This window comes from Nocardiopsis sp. JB363, from assembly GCF_900143625.1.
Taxonomy (GTDB): domain Bacteria; phylum Actinomycetota; class Actinomycetes; order Streptosporangiales; family Streptosporangiaceae; genus Nocardiopsis.
Window position 1 is genome coordinate 42,534 of the sequence record NZ_FRFF01000053.1, and the last position, 21,170, is coordinate 63,703.

19 protein-coding genes and 1 pseudogene are annotated in these 21,170 nt (G+C 67.9%); 15 read left to right on the forward strand and 5 right to left on the reverse strand.

Annotated elements, in window-relative coordinates; translation table 11 throughout:
* Positions 1-11: 11 nt before the first annotated feature.
* Entirely contained in the window at positions 12-161 is a 150-nt protein-coding gene (locus BQ8420_RS31810; protein ID WP_160049283.1) for a hypothetical protein, read from the reverse strand.
* A 314-nt stretch (positions 162-475) separates the two neighbouring features.
* On the opposite strand from BQ8420_RS31810, the gene BQ8420_RS08540 reads away from it, so the two are divergent.
* The 10 genes from BQ8420_RS08540 to BQ8420_RS08585 all read left to right on the forward strand — a co-directional run bounded on the left by BQ8420_RS08540 (position 476) and on the right by BQ8420_RS08585 (position 10,241).
* The gene (locus BQ8420_RS08540; protein ID WP_087097292.1) at positions 476-802 is read left to right on the forward strand and encodes a hypothetical protein; all 327 of its coding nucleotides are present in this window, start codon (positions 476-478) and stop codon (positions 800-802) included.
* Between the two features lie 70 nt (positions 803-872).
* Positions 873-3,479 (forward strand): hypothetical protein, encoded by a 2,607-nt coding sequence (locus tag BQ8420_RS08545; protein WP_087097293.1) that lies wholly within the window; start codon positions 873-875, stop codon positions 3,477-3,479.
* Positions 3,480-3,529: 50 nt separating this feature from the next.
* Entirely contained in the window at positions 3,530-4,039 is a 510-nt protein-coding gene (locus BQ8420_RS08550) for a hypothetical protein (RefSeq protein WP_087097345.1), read from the forward strand.
* A gap of 262 nt (positions 4,040-4,301) precedes the next feature.
* A complete protein-coding gene (locus BQ8420_RS08555) occupies positions 4,302-4,643 on the forward strand; it encodes a hypothetical protein (RefSeq protein WP_087097294.1) in 342 nt (113 codons plus the stop codon).
* Positions 4,644-4,686: 43 nt separating this feature from the next.
* Positions 4,687-4,980, forward strand: coding sequence for a WXG100 family type VII secretion target (locus BQ8420_RS08560; RefSeq protein ID WP_087097295.1), 294 nt, complete (start codon positions 4,687-4,689; stop codon positions 4,978-4,980).
* A gap of 14 nt (positions 4,981-4,994) precedes the next feature.
* Positions 4,995-5,360 (forward strand): hypothetical protein, encoded by a 366-nt coding sequence (locus BQ8420_RS08565; protein WP_087097296.1) that lies wholly within the window; start codon positions 4,995-4,997, stop codon positions 5,358-5,360.
* Positions 5,361-5,428: 68 nt separating this feature from the next.
* Positions 5,429-7,414 (forward strand): serine/threonine-protein kinase, encoded by a 1,986-nt coding sequence (locus BQ8420_RS08570; protein WP_087097297.1) that lies wholly within the window; start codon positions 5,429-5,431, stop codon positions 7,412-7,414.
* A 143-nt stretch (positions 7,415-7,557) separates the two neighbouring features.
* Positions 7,558-8,673 carry a hypothetical protein gene (locus BQ8420_RS08575; RefSeq protein ID WP_087097298.1) on the forward strand — a complete coding sequence of 372 codons (1,116 nt, stop codon included), beginning with the start codon at positions 7,558-7,560 and terminating at the stop codon, positions 8,671-8,673.
* A gap of 116 nt (positions 8,674-8,789) precedes the next feature.
* On the forward strand, positions 8,790-9,230 hold the full coding sequence (locus BQ8420_RS08580; protein WP_087097299.1) for a GerW family sporulation protein: 441 nt from the start codon (positions 8,790-8,792) through the stop codon (positions 9,228-9,230).
* 78 nt (positions 9,231-9,308) lie between these two features.
* The gene (locus BQ8420_RS08585) at positions 9,309-10,241 is read left to right on the forward strand and encodes an AEC family transporter (protein ID WP_087097346.1); all 933 of its coding nucleotides are present in this window, start codon (positions 9,309-9,311) and stop codon (positions 10,239-10,241) included.
* A 55-nt stretch (positions 10,242-10,296) separates the two neighbouring features.
* Here the strand turns inward: BQ8420_RS08585 and BQ8420_RS08590 are convergent, their stop codons facing one another.
* Entirely contained in the window at positions 10,297-12,012 is a 1,716-nt protein-coding gene (locus BQ8420_RS08590) for an OmpA family protein (protein WP_087097300.1), read from the reverse strand.
* 209 nt (positions 12,013-12,221) lie between these two features.
* On the opposite strand from BQ8420_RS08590, the gene BQ8420_RS08595 reads away from it, so the two are divergent.
* Both BQ8420_RS08595 and BQ8420_RS31350 read left to right on the forward strand, forming a co-directional pair.
* Complete coding sequence (locus tag BQ8420_RS08595) at positions 12,222-14,207, forward strand: serine hydrolase (protein ID WP_160049284.1); 1,986 nt, start codon at positions 12,222-12,224, stop codon at positions 14,205-14,207.
* A gap of 192 nt (positions 14,208-14,399) precedes the next feature.
* A pseudogene (locus BQ8420_RS31350) lies at positions 14,400-14,537 on the forward strand (serine hydrolase); the annotation flags it as partial.
* A 222-nt stretch (positions 14,538-14,759) separates the two neighbouring features.
* Here BQ8420_RS31350 and BQ8420_RS08600 read toward each other — a convergent pair.
* The 3 genes from BQ8420_RS08600 to pdhA are packed head-to-tail and all read right to left on the reverse strand — an operon-like array spanning position 14,760 to position 18,318.
* Positions 14,760-16,199, reverse strand: coding sequence for a dihydrolipoamide acetyltransferase family protein (locus BQ8420_RS08600; RefSeq protein WP_087097302.1), 1,440 nt, complete (start codon positions 16,197-16,199; stop codon positions 14,760-14,762).
* 19 nt (positions 16,200-16,218) lie between these two features.
* Positions 16,219-17,199 (reverse strand): alpha-ketoacid dehydrogenase subunit beta, encoded by a 981-nt coding sequence (locus tag BQ8420_RS08605; protein ID WP_087097303.1) that lies wholly within the window; start codon positions 17,197-17,199, stop codon positions 16,219-16,221.
* Positions 17,200-17,202: 3 nt separating this feature from the next.
* Positions 17,203-18,318, reverse strand: a complete 1,116-nt coding sequence (gene pdhA / locus BQ8420_RS08610; RefSeq protein ID WP_087097304.1) for a pyruvate dehydrogenase (acetyl-transferring) E1 component subunit alpha — start codon at positions 18,316-18,318, stop codon at positions 17,203-17,205.
* 613 nt (positions 18,319-18,931) lie between these two features.
* On the opposite strand from pdhA, the gene BQ8420_RS08620 reads away from it, so the two are divergent.
* The 3 genes from BQ8420_RS08620 (at position 18,932) to BQ8420_RS08630 (ending at position 20,841) form a co-directional block, all read left to right on the forward strand.
* The gene (locus tag BQ8420_RS08620; RefSeq protein ID WP_087097305.1) at positions 18,932-19,225 is read left to right on the forward strand and encodes a helix-turn-helix transcriptional regulator; all 294 of its coding nucleotides are present in this window, start codon (positions 18,932-18,934) and stop codon (positions 19,223-19,225) included.
* Positions 19,222-19,620 (forward strand): VOC family protein, encoded by a 399-nt coding sequence (locus BQ8420_RS08625; RefSeq protein ID WP_087097306.1) that lies wholly within the window; start codon positions 19,222-19,224, stop codon positions 19,618-19,620. Before BQ8420_RS08620 ends, BQ8420_RS08625 begins: the two co-directional genes overlap by 4 nt.
* A gap of 123 nt (positions 19,621-19,743) precedes the next feature.
* Positions 19,744-20,841, forward strand: a complete 1,098-nt coding sequence (locus BQ8420_RS08630) for a CPBP family intramembrane glutamic endopeptidase (RefSeq protein ID WP_087097307.1) — start codon at positions 19,744-19,746, stop codon at positions 20,839-20,841.
* Positions 20,842-21,170: the final 329 nt, after the last annotated feature.

Sequence of the window (21,170 nt, forward strand, 5' to 3'; positions counted from 1 at the left end):
CTCATCAGGATTCAGCCGAGTTCCCCAGTACCACAGTCAACGTATTCGGCAATACTCTCCTCGTACTGCTCATTTGCCTCGAACAACTCCTCGTGCAATTCCATATAGTTCCGAACAAAGGAGACCACGTCCCGTTGAGCCACGGTCTCTGCGTCTTCCATCTCGGCGAATGTCCGCTAAGGCGCCGGGAAACGGGAAACCATCGCGACCATATCCGGACACCGTCCGATACTTCTCCGCGAGGTGTATCACCGCCACCGCACCCACAGCCCTCCGCGCATGCGCTCTCACCCTGTGTACGGACGCCTCAGGAAGTACAGAACTCGTTACCCTTCTGTTCCCTTTGGTATGAAACCCTCGTTCCTTTGCTGTCGTCGCACCAGGCGACCCTGACCTCGTCACTCCCCCCGAAGCGGCGTTAGCGGACACCGGTACCCGTCACCGGTGCGCACCCTCATGCGAAAGGAGTGCCCTCATGACCAACGAGTCGGGCGCCAACCCGATCGAGGCGATGGAGGGCGGCGAGTACGCCGAGACCCTCGCCGCGGCGATGGCCGGGCTGGCCGACGCGTTCGACCTCCTCCTCGGAGACGCCGTGGGCGCCTGCGGCCACGACGACGTCAGGTCCGGGTTCAACAAGTTCCGAGAAGAGGCCGACCAGGCCCTCATCGACCTCCAGGAACACGGGCTCGCCCTGGCCAACAACATCCAGGCCGGCGCCGGTGAGGTCGCCCGGAACGACCTGGACAGTTCGGAAGGCTTCCACCCTTGGGAGTCCCACCGCGACCTCAACTTCGACTGAACCCCGTGGCCCCGCCCCAGCCCGAGTCCCCGTCCCGTACCCCGCTAGTTCTTCGCCTCTGAGGATGACCGTGGCCACCATCGCCCTCGTTTTCTACCCCCGTGATTTCTACGGACGCTCGGACGATCTGTACGAATGCGCGACGGATCTGGAGATCCTCAACGCCCGTGTGCTCGGTCGTGCCGACGACCTCGGGGGGAGCTACGACTCCGCCTCGCACCAGTTCACCGACCTCATCGCCTGGAACATCCAAGGGCATTCCGAGGAGGACATCCAGAAGTGGCGGGACGCCGCGGTCTCGGTCAGTTACGCCGCTTCGGTCGCCGAGAAGTGGGCGGACACCGTCAAGTCCTTCGATGACGAGCGCGAGGCCCAGCTCACCACCTGGCAGACCAGCAAGGGTGAGAAGGAGGGCGCCATCCCCTCCAAGTACCAGGGCGACCGGATCACCGAGTCCCACCCCCAGGCCGACGGGTTCCTCTGGACGGACTGGGGCGCCGGCGACGAGAAGAAGTGTCGCGACCTGTACGACGAGCTCTCCACCGTGCGTGAGGGCCTCATCGAGCGCGAGCAGACCAACTGGAACACCCTCCAGGACACCGCCGAAGACGTCCGGAGCATGCTCGAAGAGGGGCCGACCCCGGAGAACGTCTCCAAACTCATCGAGTCCGGCAACGCCGGCTTCGGGTTCCTCAGCCTCGATCCGTCGCGTTACTCCGACCTTCTCGAAAACGTCGAGCTCACCCCGGAGAACGCCGAGGAGTACGCCGAGGAGCTCCAGGCCTACTGGTCCGGCGACAAGCCCCTGGACGACCGTTACAACGAGCTCATGCTCGTGATGGCGATGATGGGGTCGAACGCCCGCAGTCACCAACAGAACGGGACCCAGTTCGAGTCGGAGGAGATCGAGTTCCTGGAGGAGTTCTACCGGCAGTTGGAGGAGCCCTACGTCCGTGACGGCGCGGGCGCGGGCATCATGGCCTACCCCGATGTCATGGCGGAGTCCGGTATGAGCGCCGAGGAGCGTGAGCAGGCCCTCGGCGCACTCGGCGACGGCCTACTCGCGCTGTCGGATCCGCGTATCGGCGGTGGCTACGAGAACCTGCCGCAGAGCTTCCGGTACGCGGTCGAGGGTCCGTGGATCAACCCCGACGCGGAGGGCAAGATCTCCGCCGGCCCCGCCGGGCTGGGCATGGACATGAAGGCGCTCTCCGCCTTCATGGAGCACACCGACGAGAATCTGGAGGCCGGTTACGGCCTGTCCACCAACCTCCACCTGAGCACCGGCGCCTTCCTCGACGCCTGGGGCGGCGAGGTCCACGACTCCGACGGCGTGCTGCCCGACTCCGAGCAGGTCTCGCACATGGTCGACGTGGCCTCCCGGAACAAGGACTCCAACTACTACATCCTCACCGGGGATCACCTCAACGAGGAGCCGGGCGTCCCCTACGGCGACGAAGAGCTGCGCACGCAGGCCCTAGAAGGCACCCTCACCTTCGAGTGGCACGACGACGGGCACACCGCGCGACAGCTCACGGACTGGTTGGCGGAGGACGTGCACAGCGAGGACCCGGAGGTGAGCGGGCGCGCGGGCGACGCCTTCACCGGGTTCATGGAGACCATCACCGACCCGGACATGCACGACGCCCTCGTCAACACCGGGGTCAGTGTCACCGAGGGGGACAACGAATACTCCGACGCCTCCTTCACCCAGTTCAACGGTGGGCTCGCCGACAGCCTCGCCGACATCTTCGACGCGCACATCTACAGCTTCGCCGACAGCGACGTCTTCGATGGGAAAGAACCGGTCACTGGTATCGGGGACTTCGACCCGGAAACGAACTTCGTGCGTATGGGGCCGGAGGAGCGGGCCATGTACATGCAGTTGCTCTCCGGCAACGATGAGAGCGCCGGACGCGTGGCCAACTCCATCGACATCTATCAGCAGATCGAATCCGCCGCGTACTTCGAGCACGGCCAGGACGAAGAGGCGTCACGAGGTTCCGGCCAGCTCCAGGCCCTCTTCGAGGAGGGGCTGAAGAGGGACTCGGCCGACCGGTCGGCCGACCTCGACGAGCAGATCGAGCGACAGGAACAGATCACCGAGTTCGTGGTGTCCGAGGCCGGGAGCCTGTCCGAGAAGATCCCCGTCATCGGCCTGGGAATTTCGAAGGGGATGGAACTGGCCTCGGACGACATCGTGGGCGCGATCATCGACGGTGAGTATGACGTGTCCCCACGCCACCCGACCTTCACCGGGGCCGAGTTCATCGAACGCAACTATCGAGTCGAGGGCTTGGACTACCTCGCGCAACACTCTCCCGAGACCCTCAACAGTGTCGTCAGGCCCGACGACATCCAGACCTTGGTCGATGGTGGAGCGATCACCATCGAGCGGGACGGCGAACCGGTCACCTCCGAGGACTTGGGCGACGACTTCGTCTTCGACGACGGCATCACTATCGACGTCCAGAAGAACCCCGCTGAATGGACTGACAACCAAGACCGCGCTCTCGACGGTATGGACACCGCGATCAGCAACATCATGGACGACGTGGAGATCACCACCACCGACGGTCGTACCCACACCGGGGACAAACGTGTTCAGGACATCGTCGGCCAGTACGAGAACGCGTACAACGACACTCGTGGCTACTTCGACGACCAGGGGGAGTGACCGACGGCCTCCCCTGTGAACGACCGCCTCGACAGCACCTGGAGAATCCGTTGATCCGTCGTGAGGGCCGTGCGCCCGCCTTCCTCAGCATCGCCGTGTCGGCGAGTCTGGCCCTGACCGGCTGCTCGGCCTCCCAGTCCGAGGCCGGGCCGGACACCGATGACACCTCTGAGCACATCTCGGCGTTCTGGGTCGAACGCCAGGTGCGGGTACTCACCCTGGATCGGATGTTCACCGAAGGCGACTCAGGCGAGGTCGTCGAGAACATCGGTGACGAACGGGATCGGTTGTTCGAGTCCCGGGTCGTCCAGGAGGAGGGCGACGGGTACACCGTCGAACTCGACGAGGACGAGTGGGACACCACGATCAACCTCAGCCGGATCGACAGTGCGTTGAACGACGCCATGTACCACAACGAGGTCACCTGGTGCGGGGACGTCGTGACCGGTGAGGAGTTCGTCGACGCCTACATCGACGAGTACGAGGGAACCCTCGACGCCCACGACGCCTACGAGGCGAGCGTCGCCGACTACGTCGACTGCGGGACCGGCGAACCGTGAACATCCCCGAAGGCCCGGTGATCGGAACACGCCCCGAGTGGTCGGGGACGCCCACCGGAGGCCACCGGTTCGAACAGGGAAAGGAGGTAATTCCCACTCGATCACCAAAGTCACGAAACGCACATATACATTGACCGACAGGTCATACCCTGACTAATGTCCCTACTCGCCGTACCTCCCCTGATCCCGAGCCCCGGGCGAACACCCTGCTCATGGAGGACGGGACGCACACTTCCCCATCAGCGATTTCGAAAGGGTTCGGATGTCCTCCCAGCACGCCGGTCTTGAAAATGTCAATAGTCTGTCGCAGGGCGGTGAACAGCTCGGACAGGAGTCCGACGGTCTCCGCACCCAGATGAACCAGCTCATCGACGACATGACCAGTGACGCCGACTCCCTCCAGGGGCAGGCCCTCCACGACTTCCGTGAGGCGCGCAACAGCCTCACGGAACGCTTCGACGAGCTCATGAGCTGGTGCAGCCAGAACGGCATCAAGCTGAACGAGGGTCAGCAGCAGTTCAACCTGACCGACGACGAGGCCAGCGACGACTACGCGCAGTCCACCAGCGAGCTCGGCTCCATGTCCCGTCCGGTCAACGCCTGACCCCTTCACCGCTTTCGTCACGGCTTTCGAGAAAGGCACCTTCATGGGTAGTAACTTCGACGTTTACGGCAATGTCGGTGGGCTGCAGAACCTGGCCTCCGACCAGCAGGCGCACTTGGGCCGTTTCACGGCCATCATGAGCACGATCAACGAGCAGTCCGAAAGCACGGTCAGCCAGTGGGAGGGTTCCGGGAGCTCGCAGTTCCAGGCCAAGGCCCAGGAGTTCGACACCCACTTCTCCGAGGTCAACTCCGCGTTCGCGAAGATGATCGACGCGACCGATGAAACCGCGAACAAGTACGACAAGCTCACCCGGCACCTCGACGGTCTGTTCTAGTAACCTGGATCCCGATGTCCTCCCCACCCTCGCCTCCTGCGACCGATCCGGATCCGCAGCTTCCCGAGGCGTTCCACTACACGCCCGACGAGGAGAAGTACGTCCTCGAAGCGGACGCTCTCCGGCATCGGCAACTTCGATCCGCTCTGCTGTACGGCTCCAGTCGGTACTGGCGCCGTCGCCAGCGGGTGTGGCCCGCCGTGATCGGCGGCGCCATCCTCATCGCGCTCATCTGCGGGGTCATCGCCCTCATGGGCGCCTTCGGCAAGCAGCAGGAGATCAATGAGGAGCGAGGGTGGGGAGCCAACAACAACAACCTTCGCAACCAGATGATCGAGAGCCCCATGCTCGATCATCCGGTGTTCCAGGGCCGTCCCTGACTCGGCCCGGCGCACACGCCCCGTTCACCTGAGCGGGTATCCCACCACCAACAGGGGGTCGATCTCTCATGTCCGGCTCCGCTCCCGGGCCCGTGTGGGCCCCGGGGTACGACACCTCGGCGCAACTCCGCCAAGGGCGCCGCGCCCGGATCATCCGCGCGACCCGGGCGACCAGTGGTGCCGAGGTCGTGCTCAAGGTACTTCCCGTCGAGGCCGGCCAGGTCGAACTCGGTCACCTGCGCACGCTCAACGGCGTACCCGGTGTGGTCCCCCTGTTGGACGCGGGCGCCACCGCGGACGGGGGCTTCTTCATCGCCATGCCCTTCTACCCGGACGGTTCGTTCGGGGAGATGTTGGCGAAGAAGGGCCCCGCTCCCCTACAGGAGGCGGCGGCGATCTCGCGAAGCGTCGCCGGCGCCCTGGGCGCCCTGCACGGTCGTGGCCGGCTGCACAACGACGTCTGTCCGGGAAACATCCTGCGGGCCGGACGCACTCCGGTGCTCACCGGTTTCGGCGCGGTGTCCACCTCCGGAGAACCGCTCCCGCCTCCATCCCCCCAGATGGAGTCCTTCCTCCACTCGGCCCCCGAGTCCCTCCGAGGAGAGCCGCGTACGCCGGCGTCGGACGTCTACCAGCTCGCCTCCACGATCTGGACGTTGCTCATGGGCCGGGCACCGTTCTCATCCACGGACGGTTCCCCCTTCGACCCCCAGACCTACGCTCGGCGCGTGCTCAGCGAAGAGCCCGCGCCGGTGCCGCGTCCGGACGTGTCCCGTTCCCTGCGCCGGGTCCTCACTCGTGGCCTGGCGAAGGATCCCGCGAACCGGTTCGAGAGCCCCTCCGAGTTCGCCGCGGCCTTCGAGAAGGCACGTTCCGGACGAACGGCGGCGGCCCCCAGCGGCGCCCAGCCCTCGATGAGCGGGAACGCCCCGGCAAGCGCCCCCTCCGGGCCGCAGACCCCACCCGTACCCACGGGCCCGCAGGCGCCCCCGACCGCCCCCCCTCAAGCTCCCCCGGTCGTCCCACCGGCGCCCCCTTGGCCCGGGTCGGCCGGTCACCCGTCCGGCCCCCAGGTTCCGCAGCCGCCCGTTCCTTCCGGGCCGCAGCGGCCTCCGCACGTCCCGGCCGAGGGCCCGGCCCAGGGGCTTCCCCCCGGCGGGTTCCCTCCGGCCGGTGGAGAGGACCGGAACCGGCTGCAGAGCGCCGCGATGCTGCGTCCACCTCAGCGATCGCTGCCCACCCCCGAGGAACGGGAACTCCACGGCGCCGTTCCCGAGGACTCTCCCCACAGCACCGCCGACCTCATGATGGCGAAGCTGCGCGGGGAGGAGGTCTCCACCCTGCGCGCCTGGTCACGGCTGGAAGGGTGGAGTGGTGACGCCGAATCCGCGTACCTGCCCGTGGACGAGGCCGACGAGGAATCCTCGGACCCGGAGTGGGACTCCCTGTCCGCGATTCAGGAACCACCGAGATGGCGCAAGCAGATGCACATCGCGGTGACGGTCTGCGGTGTTCTCATGGCCACCATCGTGGCGAGTGCGTTCGCGGCGACGAACACTCCCGAGCCGGTGGTCGCAGCTGCCGCCGAGGAGACCGAGGAGGAACCGGTCGAGGAGGACGCACCGGCCGAGCCGGTGGCCGAACCTTCCGCTCCGCCGGAGGTGTCCGCTCCCTCCGACGTCACGCTGGAGGACACCCTCAGCGCGGTCACCCTGAACTGGGTGGACAACACCGGAGGCACGGGCTCCTACTTCGTGGTCGGCGGGGCCCAGGACCACGACCCTCGGACCCTGGCACGAACCGGTCCCGGAGCGGTCACCGCACAGGTCCCCACCGAGAACACGCAGGTGGAGTACTGCTTCACCCTGGTCGCCGTCGACCAAGGGTCGGCCCCCGCCGAGGAGGTCTGCACCACGCGAGGCGCGGACCGGGCCGCCGAAGCCGAACGCCAAGCCGAGGAAGAGGCCGAGCGGGAAGCGGAGGAAGAGGAAGAGGAGGAGGAAGAAGCCGAGGCCAGCCCCGCGCCGTCCCCCTCCCCCAACGCCGATGACTGAGAGCCGGTAACGACCCCGGCACACCCGTGTCGATAACGTGAGGAACCAGGAGAACCATCGTGTGCCTCCGGTGATCCCACCTCCCGGACAGGTTCTTCAGCCCCACTCTTCCCGAGTCCCACTCTTCCCGGAAAGGCGACCCGATGCGGCGTTCCCTCGCCCTGGCCTCGGCCGTGTGCCTGCTCGCCGTGACGGCCTGTGACTCCTCCTCCGATTCCTCCGACGGCTCCCCCGAGACCGTGGAGGAACTCACCGAGGAGGGGATGGTCGGACTGGCGCTGATCCACCGGGGGTTCGAGGGCGGCGACCCCGAGACCGACCAGGTCCTGGTCTTCCACGACCCCGACACCGGTGCGCCGCTCCAGCGGATCGAGCTGCCCGACGGCGCCGTGGACCCGATGGCCTCCGAGGTCCCGGTACACGGACGGTTCTCCCAGGACTGGCAGCATTTCGCCTTCGTCACCGACGAGCCCAGCGCCGTGCACCTGGCGACCCTCACCGACCCCGAGGACGCGGAGGGCGACGAGGTCGAGGGGTTCTCCTATCAACCGGTCGAGTCGATCGCCGCGCCGCAGAACGAGACCCTGTCGGATCCACTGATCCACGAGGGTCGCCTGTGGTACGTCTCCGATAGCGGCGACGGGCAGCCCCCTCAGGCTCTGTCGGTGCCGATGGAGGCGCCGAACGGCACCCCCAACCAGGAGGGCAGCCTGGCCCTGGGCGAAGGACAGCGGCCCAGCGACTGGGCGATCACCCCGGACGGTTCCCTGCACATCCGCAACAGCGTGCCCACCCAGCAGGTGGCCGGCGGGGAGGGCCAGTTGGTGGTGCGGTCGACCAACGGCACCACCGTCAACGCGACCCTCACCACCGGCGGGCAGCAGTGGCAGACCTTCGACGACGCGACGGTGTGGGGCGGGGAAAGCGCCCTGCTGCGCCCCGACGAGGGCGACAACGCGCCCGGCGGCGTCCTTCTGCTGACACTGGAGGGCCAGGGTTTCTCGACGGCGGAGCTGTTGGCCGACGAGGGCTCCCCGGTCGTGCAGTTCGCCCCTTCCGCGGAACGTGATGCGGTCCTGCTCCAGACCGAACAGGCATGGTTCCGCGTCGGTCTGGAGGACGGGGAGGTCGGTGAGGCCGAGGAACTCTTCCCGCGTTACCACGACGCTTCCATGGACGGTTGGCCCTTGATCGTGCGTTGGGCCCAGGAACCGCCCACCGACCCGAGCGAGGAACCCTCGGAGAGCCCCACCGGCTGATCCCCTCGGTTCACCTTGGGCGCTGGACACTCCGGGTCCGTCGGCTTTCACATGACCCTCGGACGGCCCCTATAGCGTGATATCCCACGACCGAGTCCGAGGAGAGGACCCCGAACATGGCGAAGCAGGACGTGCGGCGCGGAACGATGGCCGCCATCACCTCGCTGATCGACAGCACGCGCTCACTGGCCCGGGCCGCCACGGTGTTCGGCGACCCGGTGACCTCCGGAACGACCACCGTGGTGCCGGTGGCGCGGATCAGCGTGTTGAGCACCATCGGCGGCGGCACCGGGAAGATACCCCTGTCCGGTGGCGACGGAGCCGCGGGTATGGGGCTGGTGCGGGCGCGGCCCGCCGGGTTCCTGGTCGTCTCCCCCGAGGGCGCCGCCTTCCGGGCCATCCGTCAGCCGGCCGCGAGGTTGGTCCTGCCGCTGGCCACGATCACCGCGGTGGCGGCGACGCGCATCGTCTCGGTGTCGGTGAAGGAGGCCCGTCGGCGCAAGCGGTTGGAACTCGAACGCACACGAAACCAGGAGCGCTCACAGCACTCGGTGTGACCCGCGCCGTAGTCGCCGTGCGCCGCCTCGGATAGCGTTTCCCGGTCTTTAACCACATGCTTGTTCGGGGGGCGCCCCTTGTCCGGGGTCATCGTCGGGTTCGGAGTCATCGCCAGTGTCGTCGCCATCGGCTACATGCTGGGCCGGATCCCGCTTCTGGGCCCCGGGGCCAGGGAGGTCCTCAACCGGCTGGCGTTCTACGTGGCCAGCCCGGCGCTGCTGTTCACGATCCTCTCCCGCACGGACCTGTCCGTCCTGCTGTCGCCGCCGGTGCTGGTGAGCGTCCTCAGCGTGGTGGTCGTCGCCGGGATCTTCCTCGTCGTCGGAGTCATCCGACGATGGGGCGTCGGGCGCACGACCGTGGGCACCCTCGGGTCCTCCTACGTCAACGCGGGCAACCTCGGTATCCCGATCTCCGCGTACGTCCTCGGTGACGCCTCCCTCGTCGCCCCCATCCTGCTGTTCCAACTGCTGGTGTTGGCGCCGGTGTCGTTGACCGTGCTGGATCTGGGCAACGGGCGCGTGCGGGGGTTCTGGCCGGTGCTGCGCCGTTCCCTGGGCACCCCGGTGCGCAACCCCGTGGTGATCGCGTCCTTGGCCGGAGTCGCGGTGTCCGCGTCCGGCTGGGTGCCGCCGGGTCCCTTGATGGAACCCTTCGACCTGGTCGGTGGGATGGCGGTGCCGGCGATGCTGCTGGCGTTCGGAATCTCCCTGCACGGCAGTGCCTTGCCCGGGCGGAGCGGTCCCGACCAGGTGCCGGTGCTGTTGGCGGTGGCGTTGAAGTCGGTGGGGCAGCCGCTGGCCGCTTGGGCGTTGGGCACTCTGGTGTTCGGCTTGGAGGGCGCCGCCCTGTTCGCGGTGGTGGTCCTGGCCGCGCTGCCGACCGCGCAGAACGTGTTCAACTACGCCACCCTCTACCAGACGGGTGAGGTGCTCACCCGCGAGGTGGTCATGCTGACCACGTTCCTCACCGTCCCGGCCCTGTTCACCATCACCCTGCTCCTGGGCTGATCCCCGACCACCCGGGGAAACGCACCACCCGGGGGCCGGGGCCAGCGGCCAGGGGTCATTCGGCGAAGTACACGCCCTCGATCTCACCGAACGGGCCGGCGCGCAGGGTCAGCTCCTCCACCTCCGCGGATGGGGCGGGGAAAACCGCGATGAGCTGGTACTGGTTGTCCGGTTGCATCTCGTGGACCTCTTCGGCGAACCCGGCGTAGCTCTCCTCCATGCCGAAGTTCAGCTGGGTGACGTACCGGACCAGGTCGGTGTCGGGCTCCAGCAGCTGGAAGCCGCCCAGGGCACCCTGGCTGAAGTCGGCCGGCCCGCCGGGGGAGACGGCGTCCTCGCCGCCCATGTCGGGCAGGACGGGCTCATCGCCGTTGTTGGTGAGGGTGACCGTGCTGATGACGTAGGCACCGTCGCGGCGCAGCGGGTGCACGTCCAGTTGGACGTCGTCGTCGGTCACGCTCTCGACGATCTCGGTGGTGTCGTCCTCGACGAAGGCCGCGGGCGGGTGGACGTGGCGTTCGCTGGAGCCGAGCGCCCCGTCCTCTCCTCCGCCCTCGCCGCCTTCGCCGTTCTCCTCGCTGGACCGGTCGACCCGGTAGGAGAACTCGACGCGTCGGTTGCGGGCCTCGGCCTCCTCGGTGTCCGAACCACCCTCCTCCGCGACGGGCTCGTCGGCGCCGCGACCCTCCACACTGAAGGACAGGTCGTCGGCCTCCCCCTCCAGGATGTCGCGCACGGTCTCGGCGCGTTCCACGGACAGGTCCTGGTTGTAGTCGTCGCTCCCGGTGCCGTCGGTGTGCCCGATGACGGTGACCTCGGGGTCGTCGGGGTCGATGTTGCTTCGCAGGGTGGCCGCGGCCTCGCGAACGACCTCTTCGGCGTCCGAGGTGAGTTCGGCGGAGTCGAAGTCGAACATGACGTCGGACTTGAGGGCGACGGTCTCGGTGTCGCCGTCTCGGGTGGTGGAGGCGACCTCGGAGTCGACGAAGCTCTCCATCTCCCCCACATACTCCTCCCAGCCGGGTTCGGGGCGTTGGTTCTCGAACTCGACGGTCTCGCCCGCGTCCGGGCCGTCGGCCACGGTCATGTCGGCGCCGTTGGGGTCGGCCGGATCGGGCTGTTCCTCGTCGACGTCGACCACCGGAATGCCGGTCATGGCGCCGAGGCCGCTGCCGACGAAGGTGATCTGTTCGACCTCCTCGGGCAGGCGGGGGAAGTAGCTCCGGTACTGGTTGGTGGCGTCCACCCGGACGGGGAAGACACCGTCGTCGGGCGGCACGGAACCGAAGGCATAACCTTCTTCGTCGGTGAGTGCCCAGAACGCCTGGCCGCTGACCGGGTCGATGAGGGTGTTGGGCATGGACAGGCTGCTGTCGATGCCTTGGAAGTGATCGACGAAGGTGTTGTCGTAGTACAGGACGGTGTACTCGTCGGTGCGTTCCAGGCCGGTGATGGCGAAGCGCAGGGTGGAGTCCTGGCCGGACTCCTGGAAGATCCGGCCCTCACGGGTGTAGGGGAAGTCGGCCTCGACCTCGGGGCGCGGGTCCTCCTCGCCCGACTGTTCCTCGGCTGCTTGTTCCTCGGTCGTGGGCTCCGCCTGTTCGGGGTCCTCACCCTGGATGTCCCGGACGATACCGCAGCTCGACAGGGCGAGGGCGGCGATGGCCACCAACGCGGTGGTGGCCAGGAACCTGGCGCCGCCGGTTCGGGAACCGTCGTCTCGGCCGGTGGTGGCCCTGGCGGAGGGCTGGGAGTGCGGGGTGGGCGGCATGGAGGGTGCCCTTCTGTGTCTCTTTTGATCAACGCTGATTGAGACTCCGCCAACACTGTGTTGGTTCAGGTCGGTTTCAGTTTTTCGTCAGAACGGCACCCGCCCGGGAGACCGCTTCTCTCTAGGTGTTGACTGTGGGGAACCGAATCGTCGGTCCCGCTCGCCGACACCCGTCCGTGCCCTCACACGGCATCCCCCGAGGAGCGCAGTTGCCGACCGCCCCCGACCGAAGACTCCCTGCCCGGACCTCCGCACTGGTCCTGAGTCTGACCGCCCTCCCCCTGGCCGCGACCCTGTTGTTCGCCGCACCCGGCTCGGCGGCCCAAGCCTCCCCCGTGTCCCCTACGACCCAGGCGCCCGTCGCGGCACCGAGCGCCCCCACCCCCGAGGACCTCCAAGGCTTCCTGGACACCCGGGTCCCCGAACTGTTGGCGCGGTACGACGTGCCGGGTGCCGCGGCGGCCGTCGTCGCCGACGGCGCCCCGGTCGCGTCGGGCACCTACGGGTACGCCGACCCCTCCGATGAGACCCCCTACACCGAAGAGCACCTGCTCCCCACCGGTTCGGTCGCCAAGTCCTTCACCGCCGTCGCCGTCCTCCAGCTCGTCGACGAGGGCGTCCTCGACCTGGACGAGGACGTCAACGCCTACCTTCCCGAACAGGCACGGCTCCCCGACACCTTCGACGAACCCGTCACCCTCCACCACCTGCTCACGCACACCGCGGGGTTCGAGGACCGGCTCGGCGGCACCGCGGTGACCGACCCCGACGACCTGCTCGCCCTGGACGAGTACGTCCTCGATACCGACGTGGAGCGGGTCCACCCGCCGGGCCGGTACTCCCTGTACTCCAACCACGGGGTCACCCTGGCCGGGTACATCGTGCAGCAACAGACCGGCATCCCCTTCGCCGACGGTCTCCGGGAAACCCTCTTCGACCCTCTCGGGATGACCGACACCGCTTTCGTGCAGCTCTCGGAGGTGGACCCGGAACGGCTGCCCACGCCCCACCACCCCGACGGAAGCCGGGCGGCCGACCTGTACCTGCACCAGACCCCGGCGGGCGCGGCGGTCACGACCACCGCCGACATGGCCCGTTTCATGACGGCACTGCTCTCGCAGGGTGAACTGGACGGAACGCGCGTACTTTCGGCGTCCTCGGTCGACGCCATGTTCGAATCGCAGTGGGCCCTCACCTCGGCGGCGAGCGGAGTGGGCTACGGCACCTGGGAGTACCGCCAGGAGTCCCCGCGCGTGGTCGGACACTCCGGCGACCTCCCCGGGCACCACGCCGAGTACTTCCTCGTCCCCGAAACGGGCCTGGGGTTGTTCCTCAGCAGCAACGCGATCGTCGGACCCGACAGCGAGGTCACCGATCACCTCATCGAGTTCCGGGGCGACCTGCGTCGCACCTTCCTCGACGCGTTCGCGCCGCCGAACACCTCGGTGCCGGCCGACCCCGACGCCGAGGTGGACCTGAACCGGTACACCGGCACGTTCCTGAATCTGCGTCTGTCGGAGTCCGAGGCCTCCCGGTTGCGCGCGCTCAGCACGTTCGTCCTGGTGGACAGCGCCCCCGGAGGCGGGTTGACGGTGGCCTCCGGACCGGGGGCCCCGTTGACCATGCGTCCGGCGGGCAACGGGGTGTTCGTCAGTGAGGACGGGCTCCACCGGGTGGTGTTCGGCGAGGGCTCCGAGGAGGCCTCGTCCCTGATGTTCACCGGGAGCGCGATCACCACCTACGAGCGGGTCGGTCCACTGAGCAACCCCCTCGTGCACCAGAGTGTTCTGTCCGTGTCCCTGTTGGTCCTGGCCACCTGTCTGGTGTGGCCGCTCACCGCGCTGGTCCGCCGGCTCAGGAAGCGACCGCCCCACGCCCCCCGTCGAGCGCTCTGGGCCCGCCTCACCGCGTTCGCCGCACTGCTCGGGTCCGGCGTGACGTTCGGGGCCGTGGGCTACGTCAGTGTCGACATGGACGCCTCCTACCGGTGGTTGTTCGAGGGCTCGCCCATGCTGGGCCTGCCGTTGCTGCTGACCGCGCCGTTCCTGCTGGGGATGGTGGTGTGGGCGGTCATGGCCTGGGCCGGCCGTTGGTGGAGCGTCGTCGGTCGGATCCACTACTCGTTCATCGCCCTGACCGGGCCGGCGCTCCTGGCGTTCGGTGTGTACTACCGGCTGCTGTGGCCCCTGAACTGACGTAAGCGGATCGCCACTCGCGACCGGGGGTCGTACGTCTCCTACGTGCGCGCCCTCGGTCGGGCACTACAGCACGTCCCACCCCCGGAACGGGCACGTGCGCCAGTGACCCGTCGGGGCCCGCTTCCCTAACCTTGTGGGAAGTTCAGTGCCACCACGTCATGGAGCCCTCCCGATGCGTCCACACCCCCGCGCGCTCAGCGCCTGCCTGGCCGGTACTCCGCCTACTCCAACTACGGAACCGGGCCGGCCGGGTTCGTGGTCCGGGAGATGAGCAGGGTGCCGTTCGAGGAGTACGTGGAGCGGAACGTGTTCGCGCCGCTGGGCTGAACCGGCCTTCGTGAATCGGCCTTCGTGAATCGATCGACAAAAACGCCGACCAAAGGTTGGTCAAGACCTCATCACGGGAACACTGGACGGTAGGGCCCGCCCCCACCCCCTTGGGGGACGGGCCCGTCCACGTGTTCGACGGGCGAACGTGAAGGGGCCGGCGCACCCACGGTGCGCCGGCCCCTCGCTCTTCCAGGGTCGAAAATTCGACTCCTACAGGGTCTAACCCCAAGCCAGAGCGGTCAGCTCCGGGTCCTCCAGCGCGGTGCCGATGTCCCGCAGCACCTTGGATCCCAGCTCACCGTCGACCAACCTGTGGTCGAAGGAGAGCGACAGGGTGGTGACCTTGCGGATCTTCAGCTCGCCCTTGTGCACCCAGGGCATGTCGCGGATCTGACCGAAGGCGAGGATGGCGGCCTCGCCCGGGTTGATGATCGGTGTCCCGGCGTCCACCCCGAACACACCGACGTTGGTGATGGTGATCGTGCCCTGGGACATGTCGGCCGGGGTGGTCTTGCCCGAGCGCGCCGTGTCCGTGAGCTCCTTCAGGGACGCCGCCAGTTCCGGAAGGGTCTTGGCGTCGGCGTCCTTGACGTTGGGCACCACCAGTCCGCGCTCGGTGGCGGCCGCGATCCCCAGGTTCACGTAGTTCTTCACCACGATCTCCTGGTTCTCCTCGTCCCAGGACGCGTTGACGTCCGGGTGCCGTCGGATGGCCATGAGCAGGGCCTTGGCCACCAGCAGCAGCGGTGACACCTTGACGTCGGCGAAGTCCGGGCGCTCGCGCAGGCGGGCGACGGCCTTCATCGTCTTGGTGACGTCCACCTGAAGGAACTCGGTGACGTGCGGGGCGGTGAACGCGCTGTTCACCATGGCCGCGGCGGTGTGCTTGCGCACGCCCTTGATCGGCACCCGGCGTTCACGCGCGCTGCGGTCCGACGCGGGCGTGGCCTCCGGCGCCGAGGTGGCAGCGGGCTCCTCGGTCGCGGGGACCTGGGGCGCCTCGGCCGCGGTACGCACGTCCTCGCGGGTGACGACGCCGCCCTTACCGGTGGGCGTCACCGTCGCCAGGTCCAGACCGAGGTCCTTGGCGAGCTTGCGCACCGGTGGTTTGGCCAGCGGGCGACCCACCGGACCCGAAGCGGGCGCCGGACCGGCGGGAGCGGCCATCACGCCGGGGGTGCCCGCCGGAGCGGGCTCGCTGAGCTTGGGCGGTGGTGCGGACACCGGCGCCGTGGGGGTGGGGCGACGGCGGGCGCGGCGCTGGGTGGAAGCCGCCTTCTCGCCGTAGCCGACCAGCGGCTTCTCCCGCTCCTCGGTCACCTCGGCGGCGCCGTCGGCACCACCATGGGCACCACCGTCGGCGGCACCGGAGGCACCCGTGCCGCCGGTTCCGTCGTCCACGGTGATGATGACCGAACCGACCTCGACCGTCTCGCCCTCGGCGGCCATCAGCTCCTTGACCGTCCCGGAGAACGGGCAGGGCAGCTCGACGACGGCCTTGGCGGTCTCGATCTCGCAGATCATCTGACCATCGGTGACCTTGTCGCCCGGTTGGACGTACCAGGTGAGAAGCTCGGCCTCGATCAGGCCTTCACCGACGTCGGGCAGTTTGAACGCGTGCACGCCGTCGACCGCGGGCGTGCTCTTCTGAATCGCCATGTCTTGCGGTTTCCCCGATCTAGTACGCGAACGCCCGGTCGACCCCGTCCAGGACGCGGTCCAGGTCCGGCAGGTAGTGCTCCTCCAGCCTGGACTGCGGGTAGGGGGTGTCGAACGCGGCCACGCGGATGACCGGCGATTCGAGGTGGTAGAAACACTCCTCGGTGACCCGCGCGGCGATCTCCGCGCCGGGGCCGCCGGTGAGGGTGGCCTCGTGCGCGACCACCAGGCGACCGGTGCGCTTCACGGACTCGGTGATGGTGGCGTAGTCGATCGGTGAGAGCGAGCGCACGTCGATGACCTCGATCGAGTGGTCGACGTCGGCCTCGGCGGCCTGCAGGGCGGTCTTGATCATCGGACCGTAGGCGAGCAGCGTGCAGTCGGTGCCCGGGCGGGCGATACGCGCCGCGCCCATCGGGGTGACCGCGTCGATCGAGACTCCGGTGTCGACCTCGGCCTTCTCGTAGTAGCGCCGCTTGGGCTCCAGGAAGATCACCGGGTCGTCGGATCGAACGGCCTGCTGGATCATCCAGTAGGCGTCCTCCGGGTTGGCGACGCTGACCACGCGCAGACCGGCGGTGTGCTGGAAGTACGCCTCGGGCGACTCGCTGTGGTGCTCGACCGCGCCGATGCCGCCGCCGTAGGGGATGCGCATGACCACGGGCATGCTGAGCTTGCCCGCCGAACGACGGCGCATCTTCGCCAACTGGGTGAAGGTCTGGTTCGCGGCGGGGAAGAAGAAGCCGTCGAACTGGATCTCCACCACGGGGCGGTAGCCCCGCATCGCCATACCGATGGCGGTGCCGACGATGCCGGACTCGGCCAGCGGGGTGTCGATGACCCGGTCGGCGCCGAAGTCCTTGTGCAGTCCGTCGGTGACGCGGAAGACGCCGCCGAGCCTGCCGACGTCCTCGCCCATGACGAGGACCTTCGGGTCGTGTTCCATCGAGGCGCGCAGGCCCGCGTTGATGGCCTTACCGATCGTGAGGTTGGTTCCCATGGCCTAACGGCCCCCTTCCGCGCCGGCGCCTTCGAACGAGGCCAGGTAATCGGCGAACTCGGACCGCTGGTGGTCGATGTGGACGTTGGGTTCGGCGTAGACCTCGTGGAAGATGTCCAGCGGCTCGGGGTCGGCCATGGAGCGGCACTGGGTGCGCACCATCTCGCCGACCTTGTCGGCCTCTTCGTCGATCCGGGCGAAGAACGCCTCGTCCGCCAGCTCGTACAGTTCGAGGTGGTTGCGGACCCGCAGGATCGGGTCCTTGGCCTTCCACTCGTCGAGTTCGGCCGCGTCCCGGTAACGGGAGGGGTCGTCGTTGGTGGTGTGGGCGCCCATCCGGTAGGTGAACGCCTCGACCAGCGTGGGGCCTTGGCCGGTGCGCGCGTTGTCCATCGCGGCGCGGGTCACGGCCAGGCAGGCGAGGACGTCGTTGCCGTCCACCCGCACGCCCGGGAATCCGAAGCCGGCGGCGCGCTTGTAGATCGGCACGCGGGCCTGACGCTCCAGGGGCTCGGAGATGGCCCACTGGTTGTTCTGGCAGAAGAACACGACCGGGGCGTTGTTCACCGCGGCGAAGTTGAACGACTCGTTGGTGTCGCCCTGGCTGGTGGCTCCGTCGCCGAAGTAGGAGATGACGGCACTGCCGTCTTCGCCCACGGCACCGTCGCGCTGGATGCCCATGGCGTAGCCGGTGGCGTGCAGGGCCTGGCTGCCGATGACGATCGTGTACAGGTGGAAGCCGTACTCGTGCGGGTCCCAACCGCCGTTGGTGACCCCGCGGAACATGCCGAGGAGTTCCTTCGGCTCGATGCCGCGGCACCAGGCGACGCCGTGCTCACGGTAGGAGGGGAAGGCCATGTCGTCGGGGCGCAGGGCGCGGGCGGAGCCGATCTGCGCGGCTTCCTGGCCCAGGAGAGAGGCCCACAGGCCCAACTCGCCCTGGCGCTGGAGGGAGACGGCCTCACTGTCGACCCGGCGGACCAGAACCAGGTCGCGGTACAGGGCGCGGATCTCCTCCGCGCTGATGTCCAAGGGGTAGTCGGGGTGCTCCTTGAGCTCCCCCTCCGGTGTCAGGAGCTGGATAAGCTCCGGTTCCTCGTGCGCGGCGGTTTGCGACACGTCGCTCCTCGGGTTCTCGGGGCCGACTTCGCGTGGGTGAACGCTGGCCGACCGTTTAACGGTCCATGCGCGCTCCCAGGGTGTCGGGAGGGTCATGGACAGTCCTGCCCACATCGTGACAGACCTCACCATGGTGTGCGCAAGCCCCCGGCGACACCTTTTACGCGGCGCGACCCATGTTCCCGGACCCGTGACCAGGATGATTAGCAGGGGTTCCTAGCATCTACAAGGACTTCCAACAACTTTTCGGGCACGCGGACACAACGAGTCGGGAACCCCTGCGCCGGATGCCGCTGACGCGGGCACGGGCACGGGCACCGATCCCGCCACGCGGCGAACGGACCTCCACCCACACCTCGGGGGCGGCCCGTTGGAGTTCGCGCGCGCCCCGTCTTGGTGCGCGTGTGGAAGTGGTAGAGCGTGCGGCCGGTGATCAGGGTGAAGGGGTTACTCCTCGCCGGGTTCCTCGTGCGGAGGCACGTACTCCACGGCCTTGATCATCGCCGGCCCCTCGGGGTTGGACGCGCGATGCTCCACCTCTTTCGAGGGCGCCCCCGCGACGAGGTCCTTTCACGGGTTGATAGGCAAGCATCTGCTTGCCTATAGTGTTCGCATGGCCGATGACATCTTCAAGGCCTTGGCCGACCCCACGCGACGGACGATCCTCGACGAACTCACCGAACGATCCGGGCAGACCCTGTTCGAGCTCTGCGGACGGCTGACCATGAAGCACCAGCTCACCATGTCCCGGCAGGCCGTTTCCCAGCACCTGTCGGTACTGGAGGAAGCCGGGCTCGTCGAGAGCCGACGCGAGGGGCGTTACAAGTTCCACGACATCGATCCGGAGCCGCTGCGACACATCACCGCGCGGTGGATCCGGCCCGACACGGGAGAAGGCACATCATGAGGATCCACCTGAACAGCGTCTTCGTCGACAGCCAGGTCAAGGCCCTGGACTTCTACACCGACAAGCTCGGCTTCGTGAAGAAGCACGACATTCCGCTGGGCGAACCCGTGGACGAGCACCGGTGGCTGACCGTGGTCTCGCCCGAGGACCCCGAGGGCACCGAGCTCGTGCTCGAACCCTCCGGACACCCCGCGGTGGGTCCCTACAAGGAGGCGCTCGTCGAGGACGGCATCCCCGCCACCGCCTTCGCCGTGGAGGACGTTCACGCCGAGTACGAACGCCTGCGGAAGCTGGGGGTGCGCTTCACCCAGGAGCCTCTGGAGATGGGCCCGGTCACCACCGCGGTCCTGGACGACACGTGCGGCAACCTCATCCAGCTCCAGCAACTCCAGTGACTCCGTCCCCATCACGGCGACCGGCGCATGACATCCGTCATGTGTCGGTCTCCGCGAATCGCAGCGGGAACCGATGATTCCAGGGACTGCCGAGTGCACACCTCGCGGATTTAGGTTCGAGACATGAACCGCGACGACGAACACCTCGGCTCCGCCCCGCCGTCACCCGACGCACCTCCCCCGCACCCGGACGCGCACACGGCCGAAGGCGCCGCCGCGGTCACACCATCGACGCCACCCACACCGCCCGGGCCGACCAAGCGGCGTCGCGGCCCACGGCCGGTCCCGCCGGGCGTCCCCTACCACCGGGTCCTCGCCCGCGAGAAGCGCGGGATCTGGCGGGGCATCGCCGCGCTCACGCTCCTCATGGGCGGCCTGCTCGTCTTCGCCTTCGGGTTCATGTTCCTCGGCGTGGCCATCGACATGGCGATCGGCCGCGACAGCATCCTGACCGGCGGCACCGACTTCACCCCCGCGACCCACGCCACCAGCATGCTCGGGCTCGCGGCGCTCCTTCCGTGGAGCATGCTGATCCAGCGGTGGCTCTACGGAGTGAAGGGCGCGTCGCTGCACTCGATCCTGTCGCGGTTCCGACCCGCCGTGTTCGGTCGGTCCCTGCTGGTGATCCTGCCGATCTGGACGATCTACCTGACCACCTTCTCGGTGTTCACGCCCTACCCGACGACCTCGTGGACGACCACCGATCTCGTCCTCATGCTCGGACTCGTCGTCCTGATCACGCCGTTGCAGTCGGCCGGTGAGGAGTACGGCTTCCGCGGTCTGGCCTTCCGGGTCGCCGCGAGTTGGGGGCGCGGACCGCGTACGGCGCTCGTGATCGGCGTGGTCGTCTCCAGCCTGCTGTTCATGGTGGCGCACTTCGCGTTCGACCCGTGGCTGAACCTCTATTACTTCACGTTCGGTGCCACTCTCGCCCTGATCACCTGGCGCACCGGTGGTCTGGAACTCGCGGTGGTCATCCACGCGGTCAACAACACGATCGCCTTCCTCTTCAGCCTCGTCACGCACACCGACTTCACCGAGGGCATGGACCGGTCGACGGGCGCCGGGTCACCGATCATGCTGGTGCCCTGTGTGCTGCTCGCCGTGATCACGGCCGTGGTGTGGATGCGCTCGCGACGGACCGGGCCTCCACTGACGCCGACCGTCCCGGAGCCGGGACCGGAGCCGGGGCCGGTCACGACGGTGGAACACCAGAGCTGAGGTTCACCGGGGCCGAAGGGGCGTCCCGGACCCGACGGAGGGTTCGGGGCGTGCCGTTCTCGGGCAGGGGTTCGGAACCGATGTCGACCGTGAGTCACCATCGGTGTGGTTTTTGTGCGGCCTCGGTGAGAAACGTCGGCGGATTCGCCCGAAACGCTTTCCACGAGTGCGTGAACCGCCCGATCCCCGAAAGTCGGGAAGAGCGTTGCGCGACCTGCGCCACTTCTTCGGGCGCCTTACTTCGCGTTACGTCGAGTTACTCCGGGTGGATAAGCGGCCACCCGGCCTGAGGGAACTCCGTCATCCCCGCACCACCGTCGATACGGGGT